Annotated in this window: 14 protein-coding genes; 9 read left to right on the top strand and 5 right to left on the bottom strand. The window is 55.9% G+C overall.

The window, feature by feature from the left end:
• Positions 1–31 precede the first annotated feature (31 nt).
• From IT444_13835 to IT444_13825, 3 genes are all read right to left on the bottom strand, one after another.
• Complete coding sequence (locus IT444_13835; protein MCC7193848.1) at positions 32–727, bottom strand: O-methyltransferase; 696 nt, start codon at positions 725–727, stop codon at positions 32–34.
• Positions 728–903: 176 nt separating this feature from the next.
• Positions 904–1,512: an ATP-dependent Clp protease proteolytic subunit gene (locus IT444_13830; GenBank protein MCC7193847.1), complete on the bottom strand. Its 609-nt coding sequence runs from the start codon at positions 1,510–1,512 to the stop codon at positions 904–906.
• 235 nt (positions 1,513–1,747) lie between these two features.
• Positions 1,748–3,163, bottom strand: a complete 1,416-nt coding sequence (locus IT444_13825) for a radical SAM protein (GenBank protein ID MCC7193846.1) — start codon at positions 3,161–3,163, stop codon at positions 1,748–1,750.
• A 231-nt stretch (positions 3,164–3,394) separates the two neighbouring features.
• On the opposite strand from IT444_13825, the gene IT444_13820 reads away from it, so the two are divergent.
• From IT444_13820 to IT444_13805, 4 genes are all read left to right on the top strand, one after another.
• The gene (locus IT444_13820; GenBank protein MCC7193845.1) at positions 3,395–4,165 is read left to right on the top strand and encodes a UMP kinase; all 771 of its coding nucleotides are present in this window, start codon (positions 3,395–3,397) and stop codon (positions 4,163–4,165) included.
• Positions 4,166–4,258: 93 nt separating this feature from the next.
• Positions 4,259–4,825, top strand: coding sequence for a ribosome recycling factor (gene frr, locus IT444_13815; protein MCC7193844.1), 567 nt, complete (start codon positions 4,259–4,261; stop codon positions 4,823–4,825).
• 54 nt (positions 4,826–4,879) lie between these two features.
• On the top strand, positions 4,880–6,064 hold the full coding sequence (locus IT444_13810; GenBank protein ID MCC7193843.1) for a hypothetical protein: 1,185 nt from the start codon (positions 4,880–4,882) through the stop codon (positions 6,062–6,064).
• Between the two features lie 63 nt (positions 6,065–6,127).
• On the top strand, positions 6,128–8,611 hold the full coding sequence (locus tag IT444_13805; protein ID MCC7193842.1) for a DUF4159 domain-containing protein: 2,484 nt from the start codon (positions 6,128–6,130) through the stop codon (positions 8,609–8,611).
• Positions 8,612–8,633: 22 nt separating this feature from the next.
• On the opposite strand, the gene IT444_13800 is transcribed toward IT444_13805, so the two are convergent.
• Positions 8,634–9,710, bottom strand: a complete 1,077-nt coding sequence (locus tag IT444_13800) for a fatty acid desaturase (GenBank protein MCC7193841.1) — start codon at positions 9,708–9,710, stop codon at positions 8,634–8,636.
• Between the two features lie 40 nt (positions 9,711–9,750).
• Positions 9,751–12,549: an aconitate hydratase AcnA gene (acnA, locus tag IT444_13795; protein ID MCC7193840.1), complete on the bottom strand. Its 2,799-nt coding sequence runs from the start codon at positions 12,547–12,549 to the stop codon at positions 9,751–9,753.
• Between the two features lie 285 nt (positions 12,550–12,834).
• Here acnA and IT444_13790 point away from each other — a divergent pair, with 285 nt between their 5' ends.
• The 5 genes from IT444_13790 (at position 12,835) to IT444_13770 (ending at position 20,927) form a co-directional block, all read left to right on the top strand.
• Positions 12,835–14,283: a mechanosensitive ion channel family protein gene (locus IT444_13790; GenBank protein ID MCC7193839.1), complete on the top strand. Its 1,449-nt coding sequence runs from the start codon at positions 12,835–12,837 to the stop codon at positions 14,281–14,283.
• 396 nt (positions 14,284–14,679) lie between these two features.
• Positions 14,680–16,236, top strand: a complete 1,557-nt coding sequence (gene tig, locus IT444_13785) for a trigger factor (protein MCC7193838.1) — start codon at positions 14,680–14,682, stop codon at positions 16,234–16,236.
• A gap of 159 nt (positions 16,237–16,395) precedes the next feature.
• On the top strand, positions 16,396–16,800 hold the full coding sequence (locus IT444_13780; GenBank protein MCC7193837.1) for an SHOCT domain-containing protein: 405 nt from the start codon (positions 16,396–16,398) through the stop codon (positions 16,798–16,800).
• 222 nt (positions 16,801–17,022) lie between these two features.
• Positions 17,023–18,393, top strand: coding sequence for an ATP-dependent Clp protease ATP-binding subunit ClpX (clpX, locus tag IT444_13775; protein MCC7193836.1), 1,371 nt, complete (start codon positions 17,023–17,025; stop codon positions 18,391–18,393).
• 227 nt (positions 18,394–18,620) lie between these two features.
• A complete protein-coding gene (locus IT444_13770; protein MCC7193835.1) occupies positions 18,621–20,927 on the top strand; it encodes a PDZ domain-containing protein in 2,307 nt (768 codons plus the stop codon).
• The last annotated feature ends 35 nt before the right edge of the window (positions 20,928–20,962 follow it).

The raw sequence follows: 20,962 nt of genomic DNA, 5'->3' as shown, positions 1-20,962 counted from the left end.
CATCGGACAGTGATTGGGAAATCCGCGACTGCTACTTCCTGACCCCCATCACCAACCCTTCACCGGTAGGTAGCATCATGCCGCGCCATGGACCCTTCTGGTCGGCAATCGCGGCATTGGTTGCGAGGATTGCCTTTCTCGCTGCGGCGTGGTGCCCCTGCTTTAACTCCGCAGCATCGTCAGCGACGGCGACAAGACCCCACGCAAATGCGTTATCACACAACACAACGCCTGCTGGACGAAGATGCCTGGCTGCCCAGGCTAGATAGTTCGGGTAGTTCTCTTTGTCAGCGTCGATAAAAACCAGATCGAACGGCCCCTCGGCTTCAATGGCAGAAAGATTTTGCATCGCCGGGCCTATGTGGATTTTGACTCGATTTTCGAGATTGCCCTTTCGGAAAGACTCACGAGCGACCTCCGCGTGCTTCTTCTCAAACTCAAACGTGTGCAGTACGCCTCCCTCCGGCAGCGCACGCGCAAGACAGACACCTGAAAGACCTGCCAGTGTGCCGATCTCGACGATCTTTTTTGCTCGTGCTGCGCGGGCGATCACTTCCAGCAGACGGCCGTCAAAAGGGGACACGTGAATCGCAGGCAAACCCGCTGTAGCGGCTCTTTTCCGAATATCCGCAAGAATTTCGTCCTCAGGGTGAAATGTTTTTTCGACATAACCAGCCAGACCAGCGCCTTGAGCAGCAAACGATTTGACATCGGGGGAACTTGGCACGGTTATCGACTCCAATGAAAATTTTTATTCTTGGTTCGTGAACCAATTTTCAATCGCATCATAGCGAGCACCCACCCGGTCAGATCGCCTCGCATACCGTTGAAACGTGCAAGACTGACACTCACTGGCTGGTGAATGGCCGATTGAACATTGCAAGCTTGTGAGGGAACCTGCGATCAGGAATTAACCCCAGCGGCAGCGGAGGCTTTACCTGCTTCACCGCCGCGATCAAGCACCTCATCCACCAATCCATAGGCTTTGGCTTCCTCGGCACTGAAATGGCGATCGCGTTCGGAGTCCGCTTCGATTTGTTCGACCGGCCGACCGGTGTGCTTGGAGAGCAACTCGTTGAGTTGCTTTTTGCTCTTGAGGATTTCTTCCGCCTGAATCTGCACATCGCTGGTCTGGCCGTACACTCCGCCGAAGGGTTGATGGATCATCACGCGGGCGTGCGGGAGGATAAACCGCTTGCCTTTGGTGCCGCTGGCCAGCACGATCGCTCCGCCGGACATCGCCTTACCGATGCAGTAGGTGGCGACATCGCAGTTGAGGAACTTCATCGTGTCATAGATAGCCAGCGTGTCATCGACGCTGCCGCCGGGGGAGTTGATGTAGAGGTTGATATCGACACCCTGCTTCTGATTTTGCAGGTGGAGCAGACGCATGATGACGCCGGTCGCTGTGCTGTAGTTGATCTCACCGACGAGAAAGATGACGCGATTTTCGAGCAACATCTCGTCAATCGTCATCTCGCGATAGCGCTGGTACGGCGCGGACGACGCCATGCTGCTCTGAAGTGCAGCCAGGGGATGGTTTGCGGGAGTACGGAACAGGCCGGGAAATTCGTTCATCGAAGTCGCCTCACATCAGGTGCGGAAGTTCGTTGCGCGAGCATCATAGCGGGGCTAGAGGGAAATGGGGAAGCACGCGGAACTGCAAAAAAATCAGCAGATCAAAAGAGGAGGGCAGCCTTTTGCAGGAATACCGAGCGTAAATCTTTCTTCCGTTTAATCTTCAAGGTCACCGCTCAACCTTCACGGTCAGCTCGACCTCCGTCAAGCTGGGTGACTCGTGCTTTTCCTGATGAAGTTTGGCTACACGTTGCGTGCTCCAATCTTTCACGCGCAGGTCGGGAGAGTCGGAAGAGTCGTTGAGCTTCAGAATGCGATAGCGATTATCTCGCTGCGCGGGTAAGTACCCTGAATCCCGAATGAGTCGGCAAAGCAACGCCTCATTAAGGCAATACGTGGTACCCGCTGCGCTGACGACGTTTTCCTCCATCATCACGCTGCCCAGATCAGTAGCTCCGAAATAGAGAGCTAACTGACCGATCTTCGGCCCCATGGTGACCCATGATGAGCCGATTGACTGGATGTTGTCCATGAAAAGCCGGGCGATTGCCTGCGTGCGGAGGTAATCGCTCACACCCGATAAACGCAGCCGCTTACCCGCCAGGCTAGCCCCCGGTGCATCCTTTCCTCGATCGGCCAGAACATCTCCGGGGAACTCGCCGTCCGTTTGCGCGTTCCATTCCTTGAGCCGGCCCATCGGAGTGTTTTCGCGCTGGAACGGCCAGGCGATAAATGACACGTAACGTCCCGGCCAGTTGTTTTTGATAGCCAGATCCTGAGCGTCGCGCAGGCGGGCCATATGGTCAATGCGATCAGCAATTCCCTCGATGTGACCAAACATCATCGTCCCACTGGTGAACATACCCAGACGGTGGCCCATCGACATGACATCGATCCACTGATCGGCTGTGGCTTTACCCAGACCGATGCGTCGGCGGACATGCTCGGCAAAGATTTCACCGCCGCCGCCAGGGATGGATGCCAGCCCCGCAGCCATGAGCCGACGCAGGATCGTCTCCAGCTTCGCCAGCCAAACCTCGCGAGGTATCTCGTGACTCTTACCCGGTGCGGTCGTGGGAAAGCCCTTGATATCAAAAACCGCTACGAACTCGACAAATTCCGGCGGACTGAATCCGTGAATATGCACTGTCGGAAACGCTGTGCGGATTGAGCTGAGCATGTCTTCGTAAAACTCAATCGGCAAGTGCGGATGCATGCCGCCTTGAAGAAGAATCTGCGTTCCGCCGATGGCGACCAGCTCGCGGATTTTGTCATGTAACTGCGCAATATTGAGCGTATAGGCGTCCTTATCGCCCTCGTCACGCTTGAAGGCGCAAAAGGTACAGTTGGCTGAGCAGATATTGGTGTAATTGATATTTCGATCAATGACATAGGTACGAATGCGCGGCGTCTGCGGGTAGGCGTTCGCCATCACCCGATCGGCAACAGCGGTCGCCCACCGGCCAAGGTCGTGCAAGGATGCCTCATGGAATAGGGTCACCGCCTGCTGGCGTGACAACCTCGCGGTGCCAGCTATCACTGCCTCCATATCGATGTCGGAAAATTTCTGGGCATGAGCGGTCATCGCAGTATTTTATGACGAACCAGTCCGTCGTGGAGCCGCATCATCACAGGCGACTAATAGCCCCCGTTGAACGGCTGTGACTTTGGAATTCACGGGATCGCAGCCACCTGCTTTATCCAGTTTGGATCGCTGATCCAGCGAAGAGGATCCAGCCTGCTGACAGCAGCTAAGGAAACTTGACTACCCCGCGCGTATGTCGTTCAATAAGCTGAATTTCCTGCTGAAACCCTTATGCCTACTGCCGCCACCGCCAAGAAGCCCGGACGCTCGAAAAAATCCTCAGTTCCGGTGCCTCGCTATCGTCGAGCACTACTGAAGATCAGTGGTGAGGCGTTCTGTAAGCCGGGTGAGTTCGGGATAGACGGCGTCGAACTCGACCTGATCGCCCGTGAAATCATCGCGGCGGCAAGACAGGGAACCGAGCTTGCGGTCGTCGTAGGCGGCGGCAACATCATCCGGGGAGCGCGATTGGCAGAGGAAGGTCACATCGCCCACGCAACCGCAGATTACATGGGCATGCTCGGAACCGTGCTCAACGGGTTGGCACTGAAAGAGATGCTCGAAAAGCTCGGCCAGCCGGCGCGGGTGCTGAGTGCTCTCAACCTGTCCGCGGTGGCGGAGACCTTTATCCGCGGACGGGCGATCCGCCACTTGGAAAAAGGGCGCGTGGTGATCTTTGTCGCCGGTACGGGAAACCCCTTTTTCACAACGGACACAGCGGCTGCACTACGGGCAACAGAGATTGGTGCTGATGTATTGCTCAAAGCCACGAAAGTGGACGGGATTTATGACAAAGATCCCATGAAACATAAGGATGCGAAACGCTTCGACAGGCTGACCTTCCGTGAGGTCATCAACCGCCGGCTGGAGGTAATGGACCTGACCGCTTTTTCGATGTGCATGGAGCGCAGCATCCCGATCGTGGTATTCGACATGAAGACTCCCGGCCACATCGCTCAGGCAGTACGCGGCGAATCCAGCGGGACCAGGGTGGAAGGATGAGGTAAGGCGGGTACTCTGAGGCTCAAAGTGTAAATTGGAGTTTCGCCAGCTTTAAGGACGCGCTTTGAAAATTGAATTGGAGCCGAGCAATCCATGGACCTTGATGAAATTCAGTTGACGACCGAAGAAGCCATGGAAAAGGCTGTGGACTACCTCAAGCAGGAGCTGCGCGGGGTAAGGACAGGACGTGCATCGACAGGCCTCGTCGATTTTGTAAAGGTGGACTATTACGGCTCCTCGACGGATCTGCGCTCACTCGCACTGGTGACGGTGCCTGAGCCGACGCAGATTTTGATCAAGCCGTTTGACGCATCAACCGTGCAACTGATTGTCAAAGCAATCCAGAGTGCCGGCCTGGGGCTTAACCCCGTCTCAGAAGGCAAAGCCGTTCGACTCACGCTGCCGTCACTTTCGGGTGAGCGGCGTCAGCAATTGGCCGGATCGATCAAGCAGATGGGTGAACAGGCCAAGGTCACCATCCGCAACGCCCGGCGGGATGGGAACAAACACCTTGATGCAGCCGTAAAAGATAAGACGCTGCACATCAGCGAAGATGCAGCGGAAGCGGCGAAAAACAACATTCAAGATCTGGTAAAGAAGTATGAGGGTATCGTAGAGGAGCAGGTGGCAGCCAAGACGAAGGAAGTCATGGCTATTTGAGATCATCGAGTGAAAGTGGTTTCTCCGAACAGCCCGTAATCGAGGGAAGTGGACATGCAACGGCTTCTCATATTGTTGATCGCGACCTTATTCGTAGCTGGATCATGGCTGCCGGCAAGCGGTCAAACTCCCGCCACCCCAGCAGCATCGGCAACGCCTGCGACGGCGACAACCAAACCAGCCGCATCTACCGATGCCGCAAAGACCAGCAGCGTGACCGAGCCGCCCTCAGCCGATGGCGGGTTGGGTACCGTCGCCCAGCGTGAGGCAAGACGAAACAAGCTCAACGAAGCTCTTAAGGTTTTGATCGCTGAAGCCAACGCGATCGAAGAAGTCGATAACCCTAAAATTCCAATCTACTGGACCCGTCCGCACCCCATGCTCAAGACATGGACGGACGACATGGCTGTCGCGTGCCTCGACCGGATGCAGCAACCGTTCACCCGCGGCGAAGGAGCCATTTACCGCGACACCTACATCCGCTGGCATCTGATGGCTGTCGTGAAGCTCGCTCGTCAGAAAGACAAGCAGGAAACCGGGCCGCGGCTCATGGCCCTGGTCAAAAAACTTCCCGGCAGTCTCAACATCAAATGGCGGACCGAGTATTACCACGAGCCGGAAAAGATTTATCAGAAATGGGCAGGCCTGGCGAGCTCAGGAAATCGAGTGACTGGCTACAAGCCCTTCGAGCGCGTCGTTGGACCGCCGGCGTCCTACGCATTAATGTCGCCAGCGGAGGCTGCAAAAGTTAAGTCAAACCTCGCTGAGGCGGAAAAACTCGCCAAGCAATTCACCACCCGTGTTGATAAAAACGCGATCGCTTTTAACAGCCGCGCCCGTCAGCTCAACTACCTCATTCGCCAATACCGAGGCGAGCTGCTTTACTCGCTGATCCTCACCGGTGACCCGGCGACCGCCAAGGCGGTGATGGGTGAGATTCGTACCAAGGTCAATGAAAACAATCCGGTAGCGTTCGACCTGCTCGCCTATTTCTACCTGGCCACCTTCGACGGGGCTTTGAATCTCTACGACCAGTCCACTCTGAACGAGCTTAGTGCCGAGCTTAAGAGCTTTTCCGCAAAAAATCAGCAGTACGAGATGTATGGCGGCGCGAAGCGAAACTTCGCGCAATATGCTTTTCACCTGATTTACATGCTGGAAGACGGGGGCGGATTTATCGACCCCAAAGATGTTAAAACAATCCCAAACAGTCGACGACGTAACCGCAATCGAGGATAAAACCTCAACCTGCAGATAATGTTTCCCGATAGCTTCCGCCCTGTAACTCTACACCACGAGGCCATGACTCAAACCCGCAACATAGTTTGTCTTGCCGCGTACCTTATAGCCTTGCTGTTGAGTGCAGGACTCGCTCAGAGAGCACTTGCTCAGGCTTCAGGTCCGCCAGCCGCCGCACCAGCCTTAAAGGGATCCGATCTCAATATCGATCAGATCGACGATGCGATCGATAAGGCCATTACCGCTCTCTACAAGCTGGAGCCCACCTATACCTTTCCGCCTGAGTACGCCTTCACAAGGTATTACGATCAGGAAACCCGGAACATGATGGGTAACCACGCACTGGCGTGCTGGGCCATGCTCGCCGCCGGTGAAAGTTATCAAAACCCGCCTCTCTACCGACGCATCAACTGGGTGCTGTCCAGCGACGCACCCTATGTTTACGACCGCGGCATGCGGGCCACCATGTTGAATGAACTGCCCCACCAACGCTGGGGGCCGTGGATCAACCGTGACGGCCTTTGGCTTCAGAGTGCCCTGACTGACGAAGGCAACTTCAGCGACGAGTACACCGGCGATCCGGTCAAAGGTGCTGGTGACAACGCCAACGGACAGTATGGCGTATTCGGACTGCTCAATTACACCCGTTCCTCTCGCAAAGGAATCTCCACTGAAAAGTGGAAGAAGATTGACCAATACTGGCGTGACGCCCAACAAAAGACGGAGAAGGATCTTGCGGCCGGCTGGGGTGTTTACAGCTTCGCCAAAGATCTTTCAGGTAAGGATCGATTCAACTCTCGCGTTTCAGGGCCGATGACCGCCGGTGCCGTCGCCAGCCTCAGCATCACCGAACGGTTTCTCTACGGGCCGACCATGACCGACCCGAAACGGGACAATGTCTCGACCCACCTTCGTAAGGGGCTCCGCTGGCTGGATGAAAATTTCTCTCTGGACGACAAAGACGAAGCGGCTGACTGGTACTACTACATGTGGACCATCCAGCGCGTCGGTGGTGCCACCGGTTATCGCACATTCAATGGCATCGACTGGTTCCGCGATGTCACCGCCCGCATCCTCTCCCAGCAACAGTCCGATGGAACTTTCAGAGGTGATAAAGGGATCATGCTCTCCACGGGCTTCGCCCTTCTTTACCTTTCCAAAGCCAATGACCCGCTGGCGATCGCTAAAGTTCGTTTTAAGACCATCGGGTCGGAGGGGAAACCCATTGACGGCGCGTGGAACAATCGCCCGCACGATATCTGGAACTTTGTGGACTATGCCAGTGATCAATACGAAGTCAGCACCGCGTGGCAAATCGCTGAGCTGACGCAGCCCGTCTATGAACTCATGGAAAGCCCGATCCTTTATCTGGCCACCGATCAAAAGTTCACGCTCAGCGATAAGGAAGTGGACACCCTTCGCGATTACATCAACGCAGGCGGTTTTCTCATCCTCAATGCTGAGGGCAAACAACCCAATGAAGCAGTCAAGAGTTTCCGCGATCTGGGCACCAAGCTGTTCCCGAAACTCGAATTCAAGAAACCACCCAAAGATCACCCTTTCTATAACCTGCACCAGGGGGTCTCGCTGGGTCTCGCGATGGAAGTCGTCGATAACGGAATGCGTCCGTTGATTGCGATGTTCCCCGGCGACCTGAGCCAGTACCTCCAGACCAACGATGTGGCAGGGCGCAATGACGCGTTTCCCGTCATGTCCAATATGTATCTCTATGTCACGGGGATGAACCCCCGCCGCACACGACTCAATAACAATTACATCGTTGAAAACTCCACAAGGCCCGCCGGAACAATTCTCGCTGCGAGAATCAAAACCGGAGGCAACTATGACCCGGAACCCGCATCTCTCCAGCAGCTAAAGGCTCTGCTCCACAATAAGTTCAACACCGACCTCCAATACACAAGCGTGACTCCGGACCAACTGACCAATCAAAAGATTGCTTTCCTCACCACGACGGGTGATCCGGAATCCGCGCTAACCGACAGCGACGCGGCGGCAATCCGTACGTGGATTGAGCGCGGCGGCACACTCTGGCTCGACCCCGCCAGTGGCCGCGAAGCCGCATCCAAAGCCTCGCTCAGCATGCTCGCCAAGATCCTCCCCAGCGGCCGCAGTGTACCCATGGCACCGGATAATCCCATTCTCACCGGCAAGGGATTACCGGGTGGGTTTGATAACACCCGTGTTCGCTACCGTTTCTTTGCGATGAGTCGAATGGGCCCTGAGCACAAGCCACGCCTCCAGTCCGTCGAACTGGGCAACCGAGTAGCGATTGTTTACTCAGCAGAAGATCTGACCTGCGGTCTCGCTGGACTCGATCACTGGTCGATCTATGGCTACACCCCTGAATTTGCCCGCCGTCTCGTGGTAAACGGCGTGCTCCAAGCCATGAAAAACCCCGAACCGGGTGCCGCCGCGGCTGCGACGCCGGAAGCAGCACCATCTACACCCACAACAGCACCTGGCACACCCAGCGCCACTCCTGCCAACCAGCCGGCAGGTTCATTCATCCCTGCTGCGCCCAAGTAGAAAAGGTCAGTTAGGTCAATCCTCATCGCGGAGGCAGCTTCGCCTCAAATTGCCAGCCCGGTTCCGTCTTCTGTCGTTCCAGTATGGCTGCAATCCCCTTCCAGGTCGCGTACAGACCGCGAGGACATTCAGGCATTTCTGACTTAATGATCCGGTGCAGACGTCCGAGTTTGTAGCACGGCACAGCCGCGTACATGTGATGCTCTGTGTGATAGTTCATATGCCAGTAAAGAAACTGCACGAACGGGTTCAGGTAGATCGTGCGGCAACAGAGGCGGAAGTCCGCCACGTTATCCTTGAGCCCGACATGCTGCGAACTGTTGCAGAGGAAATGCAGCCCTCCAGCATAAAACGGAGCAAACGTCACTACGACCGGAATCATGTAAAGCCGAGGCATCTTCAACCAGATCGCTAACGCCACGGAGCTGGCGACAATCAAGAACTGACCCGCGAGCACCATACGCGACCAGTTACGCAGCGTCCGGCGGTCAACGATTTTTTTCACGTTGAATAAATGGTTTTCCCATTGTCCCTCAACCCGTCCGGCGGCATGACGACAATGAAACTTGAGCGTCTCCCAAAAACCAATCGGATGAATGATCGCCCTCATCCAGAAGCCCTTCAGTGTGTACTTCTGGGGTAATACGACTTCAAGATCATCCGGCGGATGAAGCGTGTACTTGTGATGCTCCGTGTGGCTGGCCCAAAAGTGATGATGGCTGTACCAGCCCAGAAAACTGACGATGCGAAGAAAGAAGGCGTTCAGCCACTGCGTCTTAAAAACAGAATAGTGAACCAGCTCGTGAAATGCGTTGATCATGAAGTTCCAACACATCCCATGGAAAAAGACAATCAATACGATGAACGGCCACGGAATTCGACCAACAAGAACGACAGCGGCAACTCCGGTCGCCGTCAATAGTCCAAGGTAACCCAGCGTCTGCGCGAAACCGAGTAAGTCGCTGCGCTTGTTGAGATAACTCAACTCCTCGCGCGGTATGCGGCAGCGGTACCACAACACACGCGACTGCGCAGTCGCGGTCGAAGAATCAGACTCCGCCTCCGACTCTTTTATCTCGGACGTTCCCTGTGTAGCCATGAAATGACCTCAACCACACATGAATGGACGCTTCGTGCTGCTAATTTCCGGCCATTTTCCGAATCACCGTCTGCAAAATGCCGCCGTTGCGGTAATACCCTACTTCGACCGGCGTGTCGATTCGGCAGATCACGACAAACTCAGCGGTCGTGCCATCCGGTCTGGTTAGCTGAACCTTGATGTCCTGCTTCGGATGAACGGAATCGTTGATATCGATGTCAAATGTTTCCTGACCTGTCAGACCGAGCGTGGCTGCGGTCTGGCCGGGTTTAAAGGTCAAGGGGAGCACACCCATTCCCACAAGATTGGAGCGATGGATGCGCTCAAAGCTCTCGGCAATCACAGCTCGGACACCCAGCAGGAAAGTGCCCTTGGCTGCCCAGTCTCGTGACGAACCCATGCCGTAATCTTTCCCGCCAATGACCACCAACGGCACGCCTGCGGCTTTGTACGCCATCGCAGCGTCGTAGATGGGAACGACCGTACCAACAGCTATGCTTCCGGTTTGCCCAGCGTGAGTACGTGGATCACCCAGATAAGTCGTCACGCCACCTTCTGTTCCTGGAGCGAGTCGGTTTTTGATCCGGGTATTGGCAAAGGTGCCACGGGTCATCACCCGGTCATTACCACGGCGTGCTCCGTAGCTGTTGAACAAAGCAACCGGCACATTGTTCGCCTGAAGATACTTGCCGGCCGGGCTGTCCTTTTTGATGTTGCCGGCCGGGCTGATGTGATCCGTAGTAACGCTGTCACCCAGCAGTGCAAGGCACCGTGCGCCACGAATGGCGGAGATCGGTGAGGGTGTCGGCGCGAGATTTTCAAAGAACGGCGGCTCCTGAATATAGGTGGACTTCTCCTCCCACTTGAAAAGTGCGCCAGTCGGTGCGGAAATGGCTTTCCATTCTGCGGGGCCTTCAAAGACATTGGAATACTGCGCGATGAACTGCTCGCGCGTAACACACTTGGCGACGGCGTCAGCAATTTCAGCCTGTGTCGGCCAGATATCCTTGAGATAGATTGCTCTGCCCGCGGAATCATGTCCGAGCGGATCGGTCGCCAGGTCAATGTCCACAGTACCCGCGATCGCATAGGCAACGACGAGCGGAGGTGATGCGAGATAGTTCGCCTTTACGTCAGGATGGACGCGGCCTTCAAAGTTTCGGTTGCCCGACAACACGGAACAGACCACCAGGTCGTAGGCGTTGATGGCTTTAGAGATCGCTTCAGGCAGTGGCCCGGAATTCCCGATGCACGTACCGCAACCGTAACCTGCCAGGAAAAAGCCAAGCTCGTTGAGCGACTGGGTAAGGCCTGCCTTTTCGTAATAATCGGTAACCACCTTCGACCCGGGCGTCAGTGAAGTCTTAACCCAAGGCTTGCGAGTAAGCCCCAGTGCGCGGGCTTTTTTCGCAACGATTCCCGCACCAAGCATGACTTCGGGGTTGGAAGTATTGGTGCAACTGGTGATCGCAGCAATGACCACGTCGCCATGCTTGAGTTTGAAAGTAACGCCATCGCTTTCCACCTGTGCGACACCCGAATCCGTATCGGTGACAGCGGTTGCGATGCCGCCTTCGGAAATTTCACGGGAGATGGCCGCACCGTTTGTTTTGTTGGGAATCGCACGCTTGCCGTACGACGTACCGAGCTCACGGTTCCACGCATCCTGCATCGCACTTAGCGCGATGCGGTCCTGCGGACGCTTGGGGCCCGCAAGTGAAGGCTCAACACTTCCGAGATCCAGCTCAAGCGTTGAACTGTATTCGATCGGATATGCGTCATTACGCCAGAGCCCCTGCTCTTTGCAGTATTGCTCAACGGTAGCGATAAGTTTTTCATCTCGGCCGGAGAGCCGCAGATAGCTCAATGTCTGGTCATCGACGGGGAAGAAGCCGATGGTCGCCCCATATTCGGGGGCCATGTTGGCGATCGTCGCGCGGTTTGCCAGCGGCATGGTCGCCAGGCCAGGGCCGTGGAACTCGACAAACTTATTAACGACGCCGTGTTTTCGCAGCAATTGCGTCACCGTGAGGACCAGATCGGTCGCGGTCGTGCCTTCGTTGAGTTTGCCGGTGAGTTTCAGGCCGACGACTTCGGGAATCAGCATGTAGATGGGTTGGCCGAGCATAACTGCTTCAGCCTCGATGCCGCCCACACCCCAGCCTACGACACCCAGACCGTTAATCATCGTCGTATGCGAGTCGGTACCGACCAGCGAGTCGGGATAGAGAACGCCCTGACTTCCAGCCGTGTTCTTTTCCCAAACCACTTTCGCCAGATACTCAAGGTTGACCTGATGCACGATGCCGGTCGCAGGCGGAACGACGCGGAAATTATTGAATGCCTTCTGGCCGTACTTGAGGAATTGATACCGCTCTGTGTTTCGCTCGAAATCGAGGCGATTGTTGATGGTCAGTGCCTGCGCTGTGCCGAACGCATCCACCTGTACGGAGTGGTCGATGACCAGATCGCAGGGTACGAGCGGATTGACTTTAAGAGGATCGCCACCCATGCGCGCCATTGCGGCTCGCATGGCGGCCAGATCGACGACACAGGGTACGCCGGTGAAATCCTGAAGCACGACGCGACCGGGCATGAATGGAATCTCGACATCACCAACGTTTTTCGCGTTGTACTTCGCCAGTGCGCGAATGTTCTCTTCGGTGACGATGAAACCATCCAGATTTCGCAGGCAGGATTCGAGAAGAACCTTGATCGAGTAAGGCAGGCGGTCAATCGACCCAAGCGATTTTAGTGCGTCGAGCCTGAAAATGGTCTTAGGGCCCAGAGGTGTAGCGAGTGATGCACGAGCTTTAAACGGATCGTTGGAAGAAGTCATGGCTGGTCCTGAAAAAAAACGGTGCGGCCTCGCATATTAGCAGGTATTCATGAGTGATTCGATCTTTCTCGGCAGGCGGTGCTCCTCATCCAGAGGTGTTCCCGCGTCGCAAAGTCGCCGACAGCAGGCTAGAAACGTGTACGACCAGATCGTTTCCTCATCTAACCGCAATTCGGCCTTCCGTCTGAGCATGTGATAAAAGATCACGCGAACCAGAAGCGATCCAAATGAAGTTGCACAGCCACGCCATCGGGGTGATCATTGCCCCGCGCGGTTCGAGAAAATATGAGCACGTTACTGTCCCGACTATGGATGATTGTTGTTGTGACCGCCTTCGGCATCGTCGCGTGGGCGGCGGTCTGGGCGATTGCTGACAGCGCGACACAGCCAACCACTGATACCGATCCGACAACATCGCCAGCAGCCAATATCCAGCCTGCTGCTACCCCCATAGCTGAACCCAAAGAGCCTGCAACACCTCAACCGTTAATCGGCCGCCATCAGGATGAGCTGGCAGCCCGTGCCATCGAAGGCGACTGGCTTAATACTGACGGGGCCGACCGAATGCGGTTGTCGTTTCTCAGAGGCGGCGGATTTCGTCTGGACAACATTCAGGGAACCTACTGGCTGGACAGCAACCGCTTGTATCTACGCTCATCAGGAGGCCATTCGTACTACAACTATGATCTGACGGCTGACACTTTGACACTTAGCGGTGGTGATCTCAAGAAAGATGCCAAGTTCACAAAGCAATCCAACTTTCTGCAATACGCGCGAGGGTTGCTCGACTTTTCGCCCACCTCCGTCAAACGGAAGTTCGTCCGCATCGCCTCCATACTGGCGATCGTCGTCTTGGCGCGGTTGATTATTTTCGCCATCCGTCTGCTGTTGACTTTTCTGGTCACCTCCGACCGTGGTCCGCTCCGGCTGTTCTGGCGGCACCGCAAATCACGCATCCTGACGATTCACTCGCTGGTGCTCAATGTCATCGCTTACGCCATCTATTTCACCGCAGCTGGTTTCGTCCTCTCGGAGTTAGGAATCAATTACACGACTTATATCGCATCGCTCTCCGTCATCGGTCTAGCAATCGGGTTTGGTTCGCAGGGGTTGGTGCAGGACATGGTCACAGGTATGTTCGTGATTTTCGAGGAGCAGTTCGACGTCGGCGATATGGTCGAAATATCAGGACAAATCGGTGTGGTCGAAGAACTGGGCCTCCGATCCACCAAGCTCTACAACTTCTTCGGTCAGGCAGTCATCATCCCCAATCGGTTTATCGCTGTGGTAGGCAACTTCCGCAAAGGTGCACAAATCGCAACGGTGGATGTGGCAATCGCTGCTTCAGTTGATACACAATCCGCGATGCGTGTGCTCACCCGAACGGCAGAAGAGATGGCCAAGCAATACAAAGGAGCGATCGTCGCCCCGCCTGAGCCGGTTGGCCCGATCGCACCAGGGACCGGCGAACGGTTTCTGCGTATCCATGTACCAATCTGGCCGCAGCAGACGTGGGTGATCGATCAGCAGTTCGTGCCGCGCACTCTTGAGGCGTTCAAGCAGGAAAACATCGAGATACCGGCCAATCGGATCACGGTTTATTACCACGCCCGTGAATCCAAACGAATCATGAATTGGCGCGATCTCGTGAGCAACATCCGCAGTCGATTTGAAGACCAGATCCGTGACTGGGACAAACATGACGACGGAGATGGCGGGACTGTTGACGTGTGAGATCCAGATACCTCTCAAGCGGGCTGTTTATCGTTTTCAATCAACCGACCGAGACTTTCCACTGCAGAGCTTCCGCTTGTTCTGCGCGAGCGTTCGTAACTGGCTTTTTCGCAGTAATTTTTTCATACGAACGGTCATGCTCACGGCTCGATTGAAAAGCATTTTTGCAGCTCCGTGTTAACCCATAATCACTGTGGATGATGATTGGTTGACTTTCGACGCATCAGCAATCACAATGTCGCGTTCCGCTGAGATACCGATGTCGCCGCGTGGGTGACGTCAGGCGTGGGTCAGCGGTTGGGACGGCTCAAGCCACTCAATAACCGCGGTGACAAACGCTCACCCCCCACGCCACCTCACTCCGACTACTCCAACATCCCGCAAAGGACCGACGCCATGGCCGAACGCAGTGCACAAGCACCCAAAAAAGTTGTACCTAAACAAAACACCCAGGTTCAGGCTCACAGTCATGAACGCCACCAAAGCCACGAACACACGCATGATCAAGCACACGATCCGGCAGGTGTGTCGCGCGGCGAGCAGAAGGTGACGGTCGCGGACGCCGGCCCCGCGCGTAAAAGTCTGACCATCGAAATTCCCGCGGATCGCATCAAGTCGAAGATCGAATCCAGCTTCAGCCGCCTGCAGAATGATGCCGTCGTGCCCGGCTTCCGTCGCGGCAGGGCTCCTCAGCGGTTGCTTGAGCGGAGATTCGGCAGTTCCATCCGTGAAGATGTACGCGGTCAACTCCTCAGTGAAAGCTACACGCAGGCGGTCGAAGACGAAAAACTTGACGTCATCGGTGAGCCGGAAATCAAGGATATCGATCAGATCAAGCTTCCTGAAGACGGCCCATTGGTTTACACGGTGGAGGTTGAAGTTTCGCCGAGCGTCGAGCTTCCCTCGCTCGAAGGGCTGGCTGTCAACAAGGTGAAGAAGGACGTCACAGACGAACAGATCACCGGCGAGATCGACCGATTCTGCGAGCGATACGGCAAGATGGTCGATGTCCCCGACGCGAAAGTCAGCGAAAACGACTTTATCCAGGCGAACGTACGCATCCTCGCCGGTGAAGACGCCAAAGATGACGGTGAAGAAATCTCACATCAAAAAGGCGTGTACGTACAGGTTGCCGGCGAAAGCCGTGATTTCAAAGGACACGTCGTCGGTATCGTCGTGGATGATCTGGGCAAGCGGCTGACGGGGAAAAAGCCCGGCGATGTCGTACGGATTTCCATGACTGGACCGATCAGCCATGAAAACGATAAGGTCAAAGGTAAGCCGATCACCATCGTGATACACATCGACAAGGTTGAGCGGCTTGAGCCGGCATCGGTCGAGTCAATCGTCACACAACTGGGTGTCGAGTCGGCTGAAGACCTCCGCAAGCGCGTCCGGGAAATGCTGGAACAGCGCCGCGACCGCGAGCAGCAGTCTGACATGCACAAGCAGATCGCTGAGCACCTGCTGGAAAAGGTAACCCTCGATCTTCCCAAAGGACTGACGGATCGGCAGTCAGCCAGGGTGCTTCGCCGACAGGCCCTGGAGTTGTCGTATCAGGGTGTCGCGGAAAATGAGATCGAGTCCCGCATCGCCGATCTACGTCAAAGCAGTGAAGATGATGCGAGGAAGCAACTCAAGCTGTTCTTCATTCTCGATCAGGCGGCAAAACAGCTCGATATCGACGTGACGGAAAATGAGGTCAACGGCCGCATCGCGATGCTCGCCATGCAGCAGGGTCGCAGACCGGAAAAACTCCGCCAGCAGATGCAGCGATCCGGCGAGCTGGAACATCTTTTCCTTCAGATCCGCGAACAGAAAACCCTCGACAAGATCATCGAAAAGGCGACCGTGACCGAAGTCGATGCTCCACCAGCCGAGGAAAAGGCCGGAGCGAAGAAAGAAAAAAAGGCTGAGAAGAAGGCCTCCGGCAAAAAATCAAAGGAAGACTAACCCCCTTCCCCGATACATTCCTGGAAACCGGATCCGATAGCGAAGACGCTGGGCAGCAGCGGGTTGTGCCATTGCTGATGGTCCGCCTGCAAGGAGGTAAGTCATCCCGCCTTCGTTTATCAAGCAGCTATCTCCTGTTTCGTACCTTAAAATGTGCCTGTGAATCTTCTCTCTCTTTCCCTCATCGCTCAGGGGGCCGCATCGCCTCACGCGAAAGATGCGGCAGCCATATTTATCGCGCTGGCGTGGCTGGTCGGCGGAGCGGTCGTCCTGATCGTCGCGGGTATTGCCCTTCGCAAATTGCTGATGGGGAAATCGGATAATGATGGCACGGTGCCGTTCAGTCTCGCGGACCTTCGCCGGATGAGGGACACCGGCCAGATTTCGGACGAGGAATTTGAACGAGCGAAGTCAGCCATGATCGCGGCCAATCTCATCTCGATGAATCGTCGTTCGCCAAATCCAAAAGCTGATTCGGCTTCCCCGGCAGGTCCGGAAACGGATTGCGCTCAAGGTATGGAAGAAACCGACGTTAACGACGCATCCGATAACCAGACTGCATAATTCTTGGTTCTTTGTGAGAGAAATGACCTCCCTTCCAGGGTGGGTGCGATATGATGTAGCGTTGCCGCGCGGAAGAAATGGATTCCTGCCACGCAGCATGTTACGGAACGATTAAGATCGCGCTTTGGATAGACGATCAAACTTTCAGGACCATCAGTACATAACTCGCGGCGGAAAGCCCGTAAATCGAGCTCCTCTGTCAGTGAGGTTTGGAAAGACGAAATGACGACTACCGGACGTACGGGCGGGAAGGGTGGCGGTGGGAAACTCGGACCCGGCGGTGGTCCTCCCACAGGCGGTGGCACCGGCGGCGGAGGCACTCCGCCTACCGATCAGGACGGCTTCAAAGGCCGTCGCATCACTACCTGTTCCTTCTGCGGAAAAACCTCGCGCGAAGTCGGCCCGATGGTTGAAGGGCCAAACGATGTCTATATCTGCTCCAACTGCACCGACCTGTGCCAGAATATTTTCAAACAGGAACGTCGTCGGGTCCACGCCGGCCGACCCAGCTTCGGCACGATTCCCTCTCCTCGGCAAATCAAAGAGTTCCTCGATCAGTACGTCATTGGTCAGGACCTGGCGAAGCGCGCGCTTTCCGTGAGCGTACACAATCACTACAAGCGACTGACCGCGGCGGACAAAGATTCACCCGTAGAGATCGACAAGTCCAACGTCCTGATGATCGGCCCGACGGGTAGCGGCAAAACGCTGCTGGCGCGGACGCTCGCTCGAATTCTCAATGTTCCCTTCGCCATCGGCGATGCAACGACGCTCACCGAGGCTGGTTACGTCGGCGAAGACGTCGAGAACCTGCTGCTGAAGCTGCTCCAGAACGCGGACTATGATCTTGAAGCTGCCCAGCGCGGCATCATCTATATCGATGAGATCGACAAGATCGGCAAGACCTCGCAGAACGTCAGCATCACCCGTGACGTGTCGGGTGAAGGCGTTCAGCAGGCATTGCTCAAAATGCTCGAAGGCACGCTTGCGAATGTCCCGCCTCAAGGCGGCCGCAAGCACCCGGAACAGCAATACATCCAGATCGACACCACGCACATTCTCTTCATCTGCGGCGGTACGTTTGTGGGCTTGGAGGACATCATTCGCAGACGTCTTGGGCGCAAGTCGATCGGGTTCGCCTCCGAGCAGTCGGTGGACGACATGACGACGGATAAGGGCTACCTGCTCCGGCAGGTGACGCCGGAGGACCTCACGGAGTTCGGCATGATTCCTGAGCTGGTCGGACGCCTGCCGATCTGCACCCCGCTGATGCCGCTCACGGAGGAGACCCTCATCCAGATCCTCACCGAGCCGAAAAATGCGCTAGTCCGCCAGTATCAACAATTCTTCTCCATGGAGAATGCGGAGCTGGAATTCACCCCTGCCGCCCTGTCGAAACTGGCACGTCGTGCGCTCAAACGCGACACCGGTGCTCGCGCTCTGCGCAGCGTGATGGAAGAGGTCATGCTTGATCTGATGTACGACCTGCCTGAGATGCAGAACGAGGGTACCAAGTACGTCATCGATGCTTCCGCCATTGAAGGCCGAAAGCGATTAGCGGACCTCCGCGTCCCTCAGAAAGAGTCGGCTTAACGCACAACGAACTCGGCCGGTTGGCGTCCACAACGGCCGAGAAAACGGCGTGATTTTGCTCAGACCGCCTTTGCAGAAAGATCGCATTCCGCAGCCGGCTCGCCTACGATATTCTCGTGCTGCTCACGAAGTAATCACCTCGTGAGCCGATACATTTGGAATGACATGCGCAGTTTTTTCCAGCCATCGCGGCTGGATTAAACTGAATGTTTACCGGATAAAAACTCATGGGTTATATGATTCGCTGGGCTTTGCTGTGCATCTTGATGGTCGGCCTGTTCCTTGCGCCGACAACACCCGGCCTGGCGGATGACCGGCAAGCCGCTCCCCTTATTTCAACCGACGAGCTGACTCGGCTGGCGGATGCGGGGGAATTTGATCGACTGCTCACTTCACTGCGAACGACGCCGGAAGACGCGACCGTTGATTCGCTGATTAAAGATATCGAGCGATTCCAGACCAGTCGCGCCGAACAGGCCAATAAGCAACGAAAAGCCTATAACGACGCCTATCAGAAAATGGTGCGGCAGGCCGATGCGGGGCAACTCGAAGAGGCGGTCTTCACCGCGCTGCTGGCTCGCGATCTGGCGGGAGACCTCAAACCCGTATTCCTCAAGGATGAGAAGGTTACGGAAATTCTGAAGCGGACCGAAGCCGCAGCGAAGGAGTCAGAGGCAAAAGGCGACTGGGTCGAGGCTCTGAGTTTGTACCGCTCGCTCGACGAGCTTTTTGACGACTACGCAACCTATCACAAGCAACTCAAGCTCGCAGCCAATCATCTCCGCGTCCTCCGCGCTTATGCCCCTGATGAACTCGAAAGACTGCTGCGTGAGCGTTCGGAACGGCTGAAAAAAAATCGCGAAGCTGAAGAGGCAGCCCAGAAAGCCCTTGATGCGAAAAACGCCACGCCGGAGGAAATCAAGGACAAACAAAATAAACAGAACACTGACAGCAATAAAGATGACGAGATTCGCCCGCTCGACAAGGAGCCGTGGGAAAAGAAACTCGCTTCCGTCGAACTACCGATGCTCAAGCAGACCATCGGTAACGCAGGAAAAAAGCATGTTTCCAGCCGTGGCTACGCGCAACTGCTTAAGGGTTCCGCCCAGGCCATGATCACGCTCGTCGATACCAAAGCCATCGCCGTGACTTTTCCGGCCATGAAGGACGAGGTCAAGGTCGCTCAATTCCGCCAGCGTTTTTCGGATGTCATCACTGAAATCGACAACGCCACCGGGTACTCCTACCTCGATGCACTGGGCCTGATTGATCGGATGGTTGGAATCAACTCCGAAACGCTCAACCTGCCCGAAGAAGTGATCGTGTACGAAATGACGGAAGGGGCGATGGATACGCTCGATGAGTTTTCTTTCGTCATCTGGCCTTATCGCCGCGAATCTTTTGCTCGCACACTCCAGGGCAAGTTCTATGGCGTCGGTATCCAGATCGCATCGAAGTTCGACCATAAAACCAAGCGCGATCGGCTGATCGTGATCAGCCCGCTTGCGGATACTCCGGCATATCGCGCAGGCATTCTGCCCAACGACATCATCGCCGAGGTCAACGGCGAAGCGACGACCGACTGGTCGATCGACCAGGCAGTTCGCACGATCACGGGTGAAGAAGGTACCATCGTGACGCTTGGCATCCAGCGCGGCGAGGAGCCTGCGCTGCGTCAGTTCAAGCTCGTCCGCGCGGAGATCCCCATCGAGTCGATCCGAGGCTGGCAGCACAAGCAAGACGGATCGTGGGATTACTACATCGACCGCGATCAGAAGATCGGTTATGTGCGGCTGTCAGAGTTCATCCCCCAGAGTGCGGGCGACCTCGACGCTGCGGTCAAGCAGATGGAAAAAGATGCAGGAATCAATGCGCTGATTCTCGATCTGCGTTTCAATCCCGGCGGCCTGCTCAGCTCAGCGGTGGAGATCGTCAACCGTTTTGTTCCCGAAGGCACGATCGTTTCGACGGTCGGACCGGCGGATACCCGTTCGAGCGTGTTTGAAGCTCGGCCTGAGCGGGCGTGGAAACGCCGCATTCCGGTGGTTGTCCTGATCAATGGAGGCTCAGCCAGCGCCAGCGAGATCGTGTCCGGTGCGCTTCAGGACTATCACCGTGCCTTGATCGTCGGTACGCGCAGCTTCGGCAAGGGTTCCGTGCAGGATGTCTTCAAAATCGACAACGACAAGGCCTATTTAAGGCTCACGACGCAGTATTACAAACTACCTCAGGGCCGAATCATTCACCGCAAGCCGGAGGATCGTACCTGGGGAGTGGAGCCTGATCTGAAGGTTGAAATCACCGCCGACGAGGTAGCCAAGGCGATTGAGTTCCGCCAGAAGGTGGATGTTCTTCCGGGTAATGCCCCGCCCCCTGCTGCGGGGGCAGCAGCCGACGCCAATAAAGAGCCTGCGCCCAAAGCCGCAGACATTCTCGAAAAAGGCGTGGACCCTCAACTCAGCGCGGGCCTGCTCGTCCTGAAAACCCGGCTGGTGGCACGCCATATCGCACTGGCACAGAATGCTGCGAAATAGTCAGCAGCTCAATGTCCGCGTAAAAATCGTCGAGG

The organism is Phycisphaeraceae bacterium (genome assembly GCA_020851465.1).
Lineage (GTDB): Bacteria > Planctomycetota > Phycisphaerae > Phycisphaerales > Phycisphaeraceae > JADZCR01.
This window is presented reverse-complemented; position numbering and strand designations above follow the sequence as displayed.

Excerpts from the sequence above, each read along its gene's own strand:
- IT444_13790 (MCC7193839.1), top strand. The coding sequence starts at position 12,835 with ATGAGCACGTTACTGTCCCGACTATGGATGATTGTTGTTGTGACCGCC.
- clpX (MCC7193836.1), top strand. The coding sequence starts at position 17,023 with ATGACGACTACCGGACGTACGGGCGGGAAGGGTGGCGGTGGGAAACTC.
- tig (MCC7193838.1), top strand. The coding sequence starts at position 14,680 with ATGGCCGAACGCAGTGCACAAGCACCCAAAAAAGTTGTACCTAAACAA.
- IT444_13825 (MCC7193846.1), bottom strand. The coding sequence starts at position 3,163 with ATGACCGCTCATGCCCAGAAATTTTCCGACATCGATATGGAGGCAGTG.
- IT444_13820 (MCC7193845.1), top strand. The coding sequence starts at position 3,395 with ATGCCTACTGCCGCCACCGCCAAGAAGCCCGGACGCTCGAAAAAATCC.
- IT444_13810 (MCC7193843.1), top strand. The coding sequence starts at position 4,880 with ATGCAACGGCTTCTCATATTGTTGATCGCGACCTTATTCGTAGCTGGA.
- IT444_13830 (MCC7193847.1), bottom strand. The coding sequence starts at position 1,512 with ATGGCGTCGTCCGCGCCGTACCAGCGCTATCGCGAGATGACGATTGAC.
- IT444_13805 (MCC7193842.1), top strand. The coding sequence starts at position 6,128 with ATGACTCAAACCCGCAACATAGTTTGTCTTGCCGCGTACCTTATAGCC.
- acnA (MCC7193840.1), bottom strand. The coding sequence starts at position 12,549 with ATGACTTCTTCCAACGATCCGTTTAAAGCTCGTGCATCACTCGCTACA.
- IT444_13770 (MCC7193835.1), top strand. The coding sequence starts at position 18,621 with ATGGGTTATATGATTCGCTGGGCTTTGCTGTGCATCTTGATGGTCGGC.
- IT444_13800 (MCC7193841.1), bottom strand. The coding sequence starts at position 9,710 with ATGGCTACACAGGGAACGTCCGAGATAAAAGAGTCGGAGGCGGAGTCT.
- frr (MCC7193844.1), top strand. The coding sequence starts at position 4,259 with ATGGACCTTGATGAAATTCAGTTGACGACCGAAGAAGCCATGGAAAAG.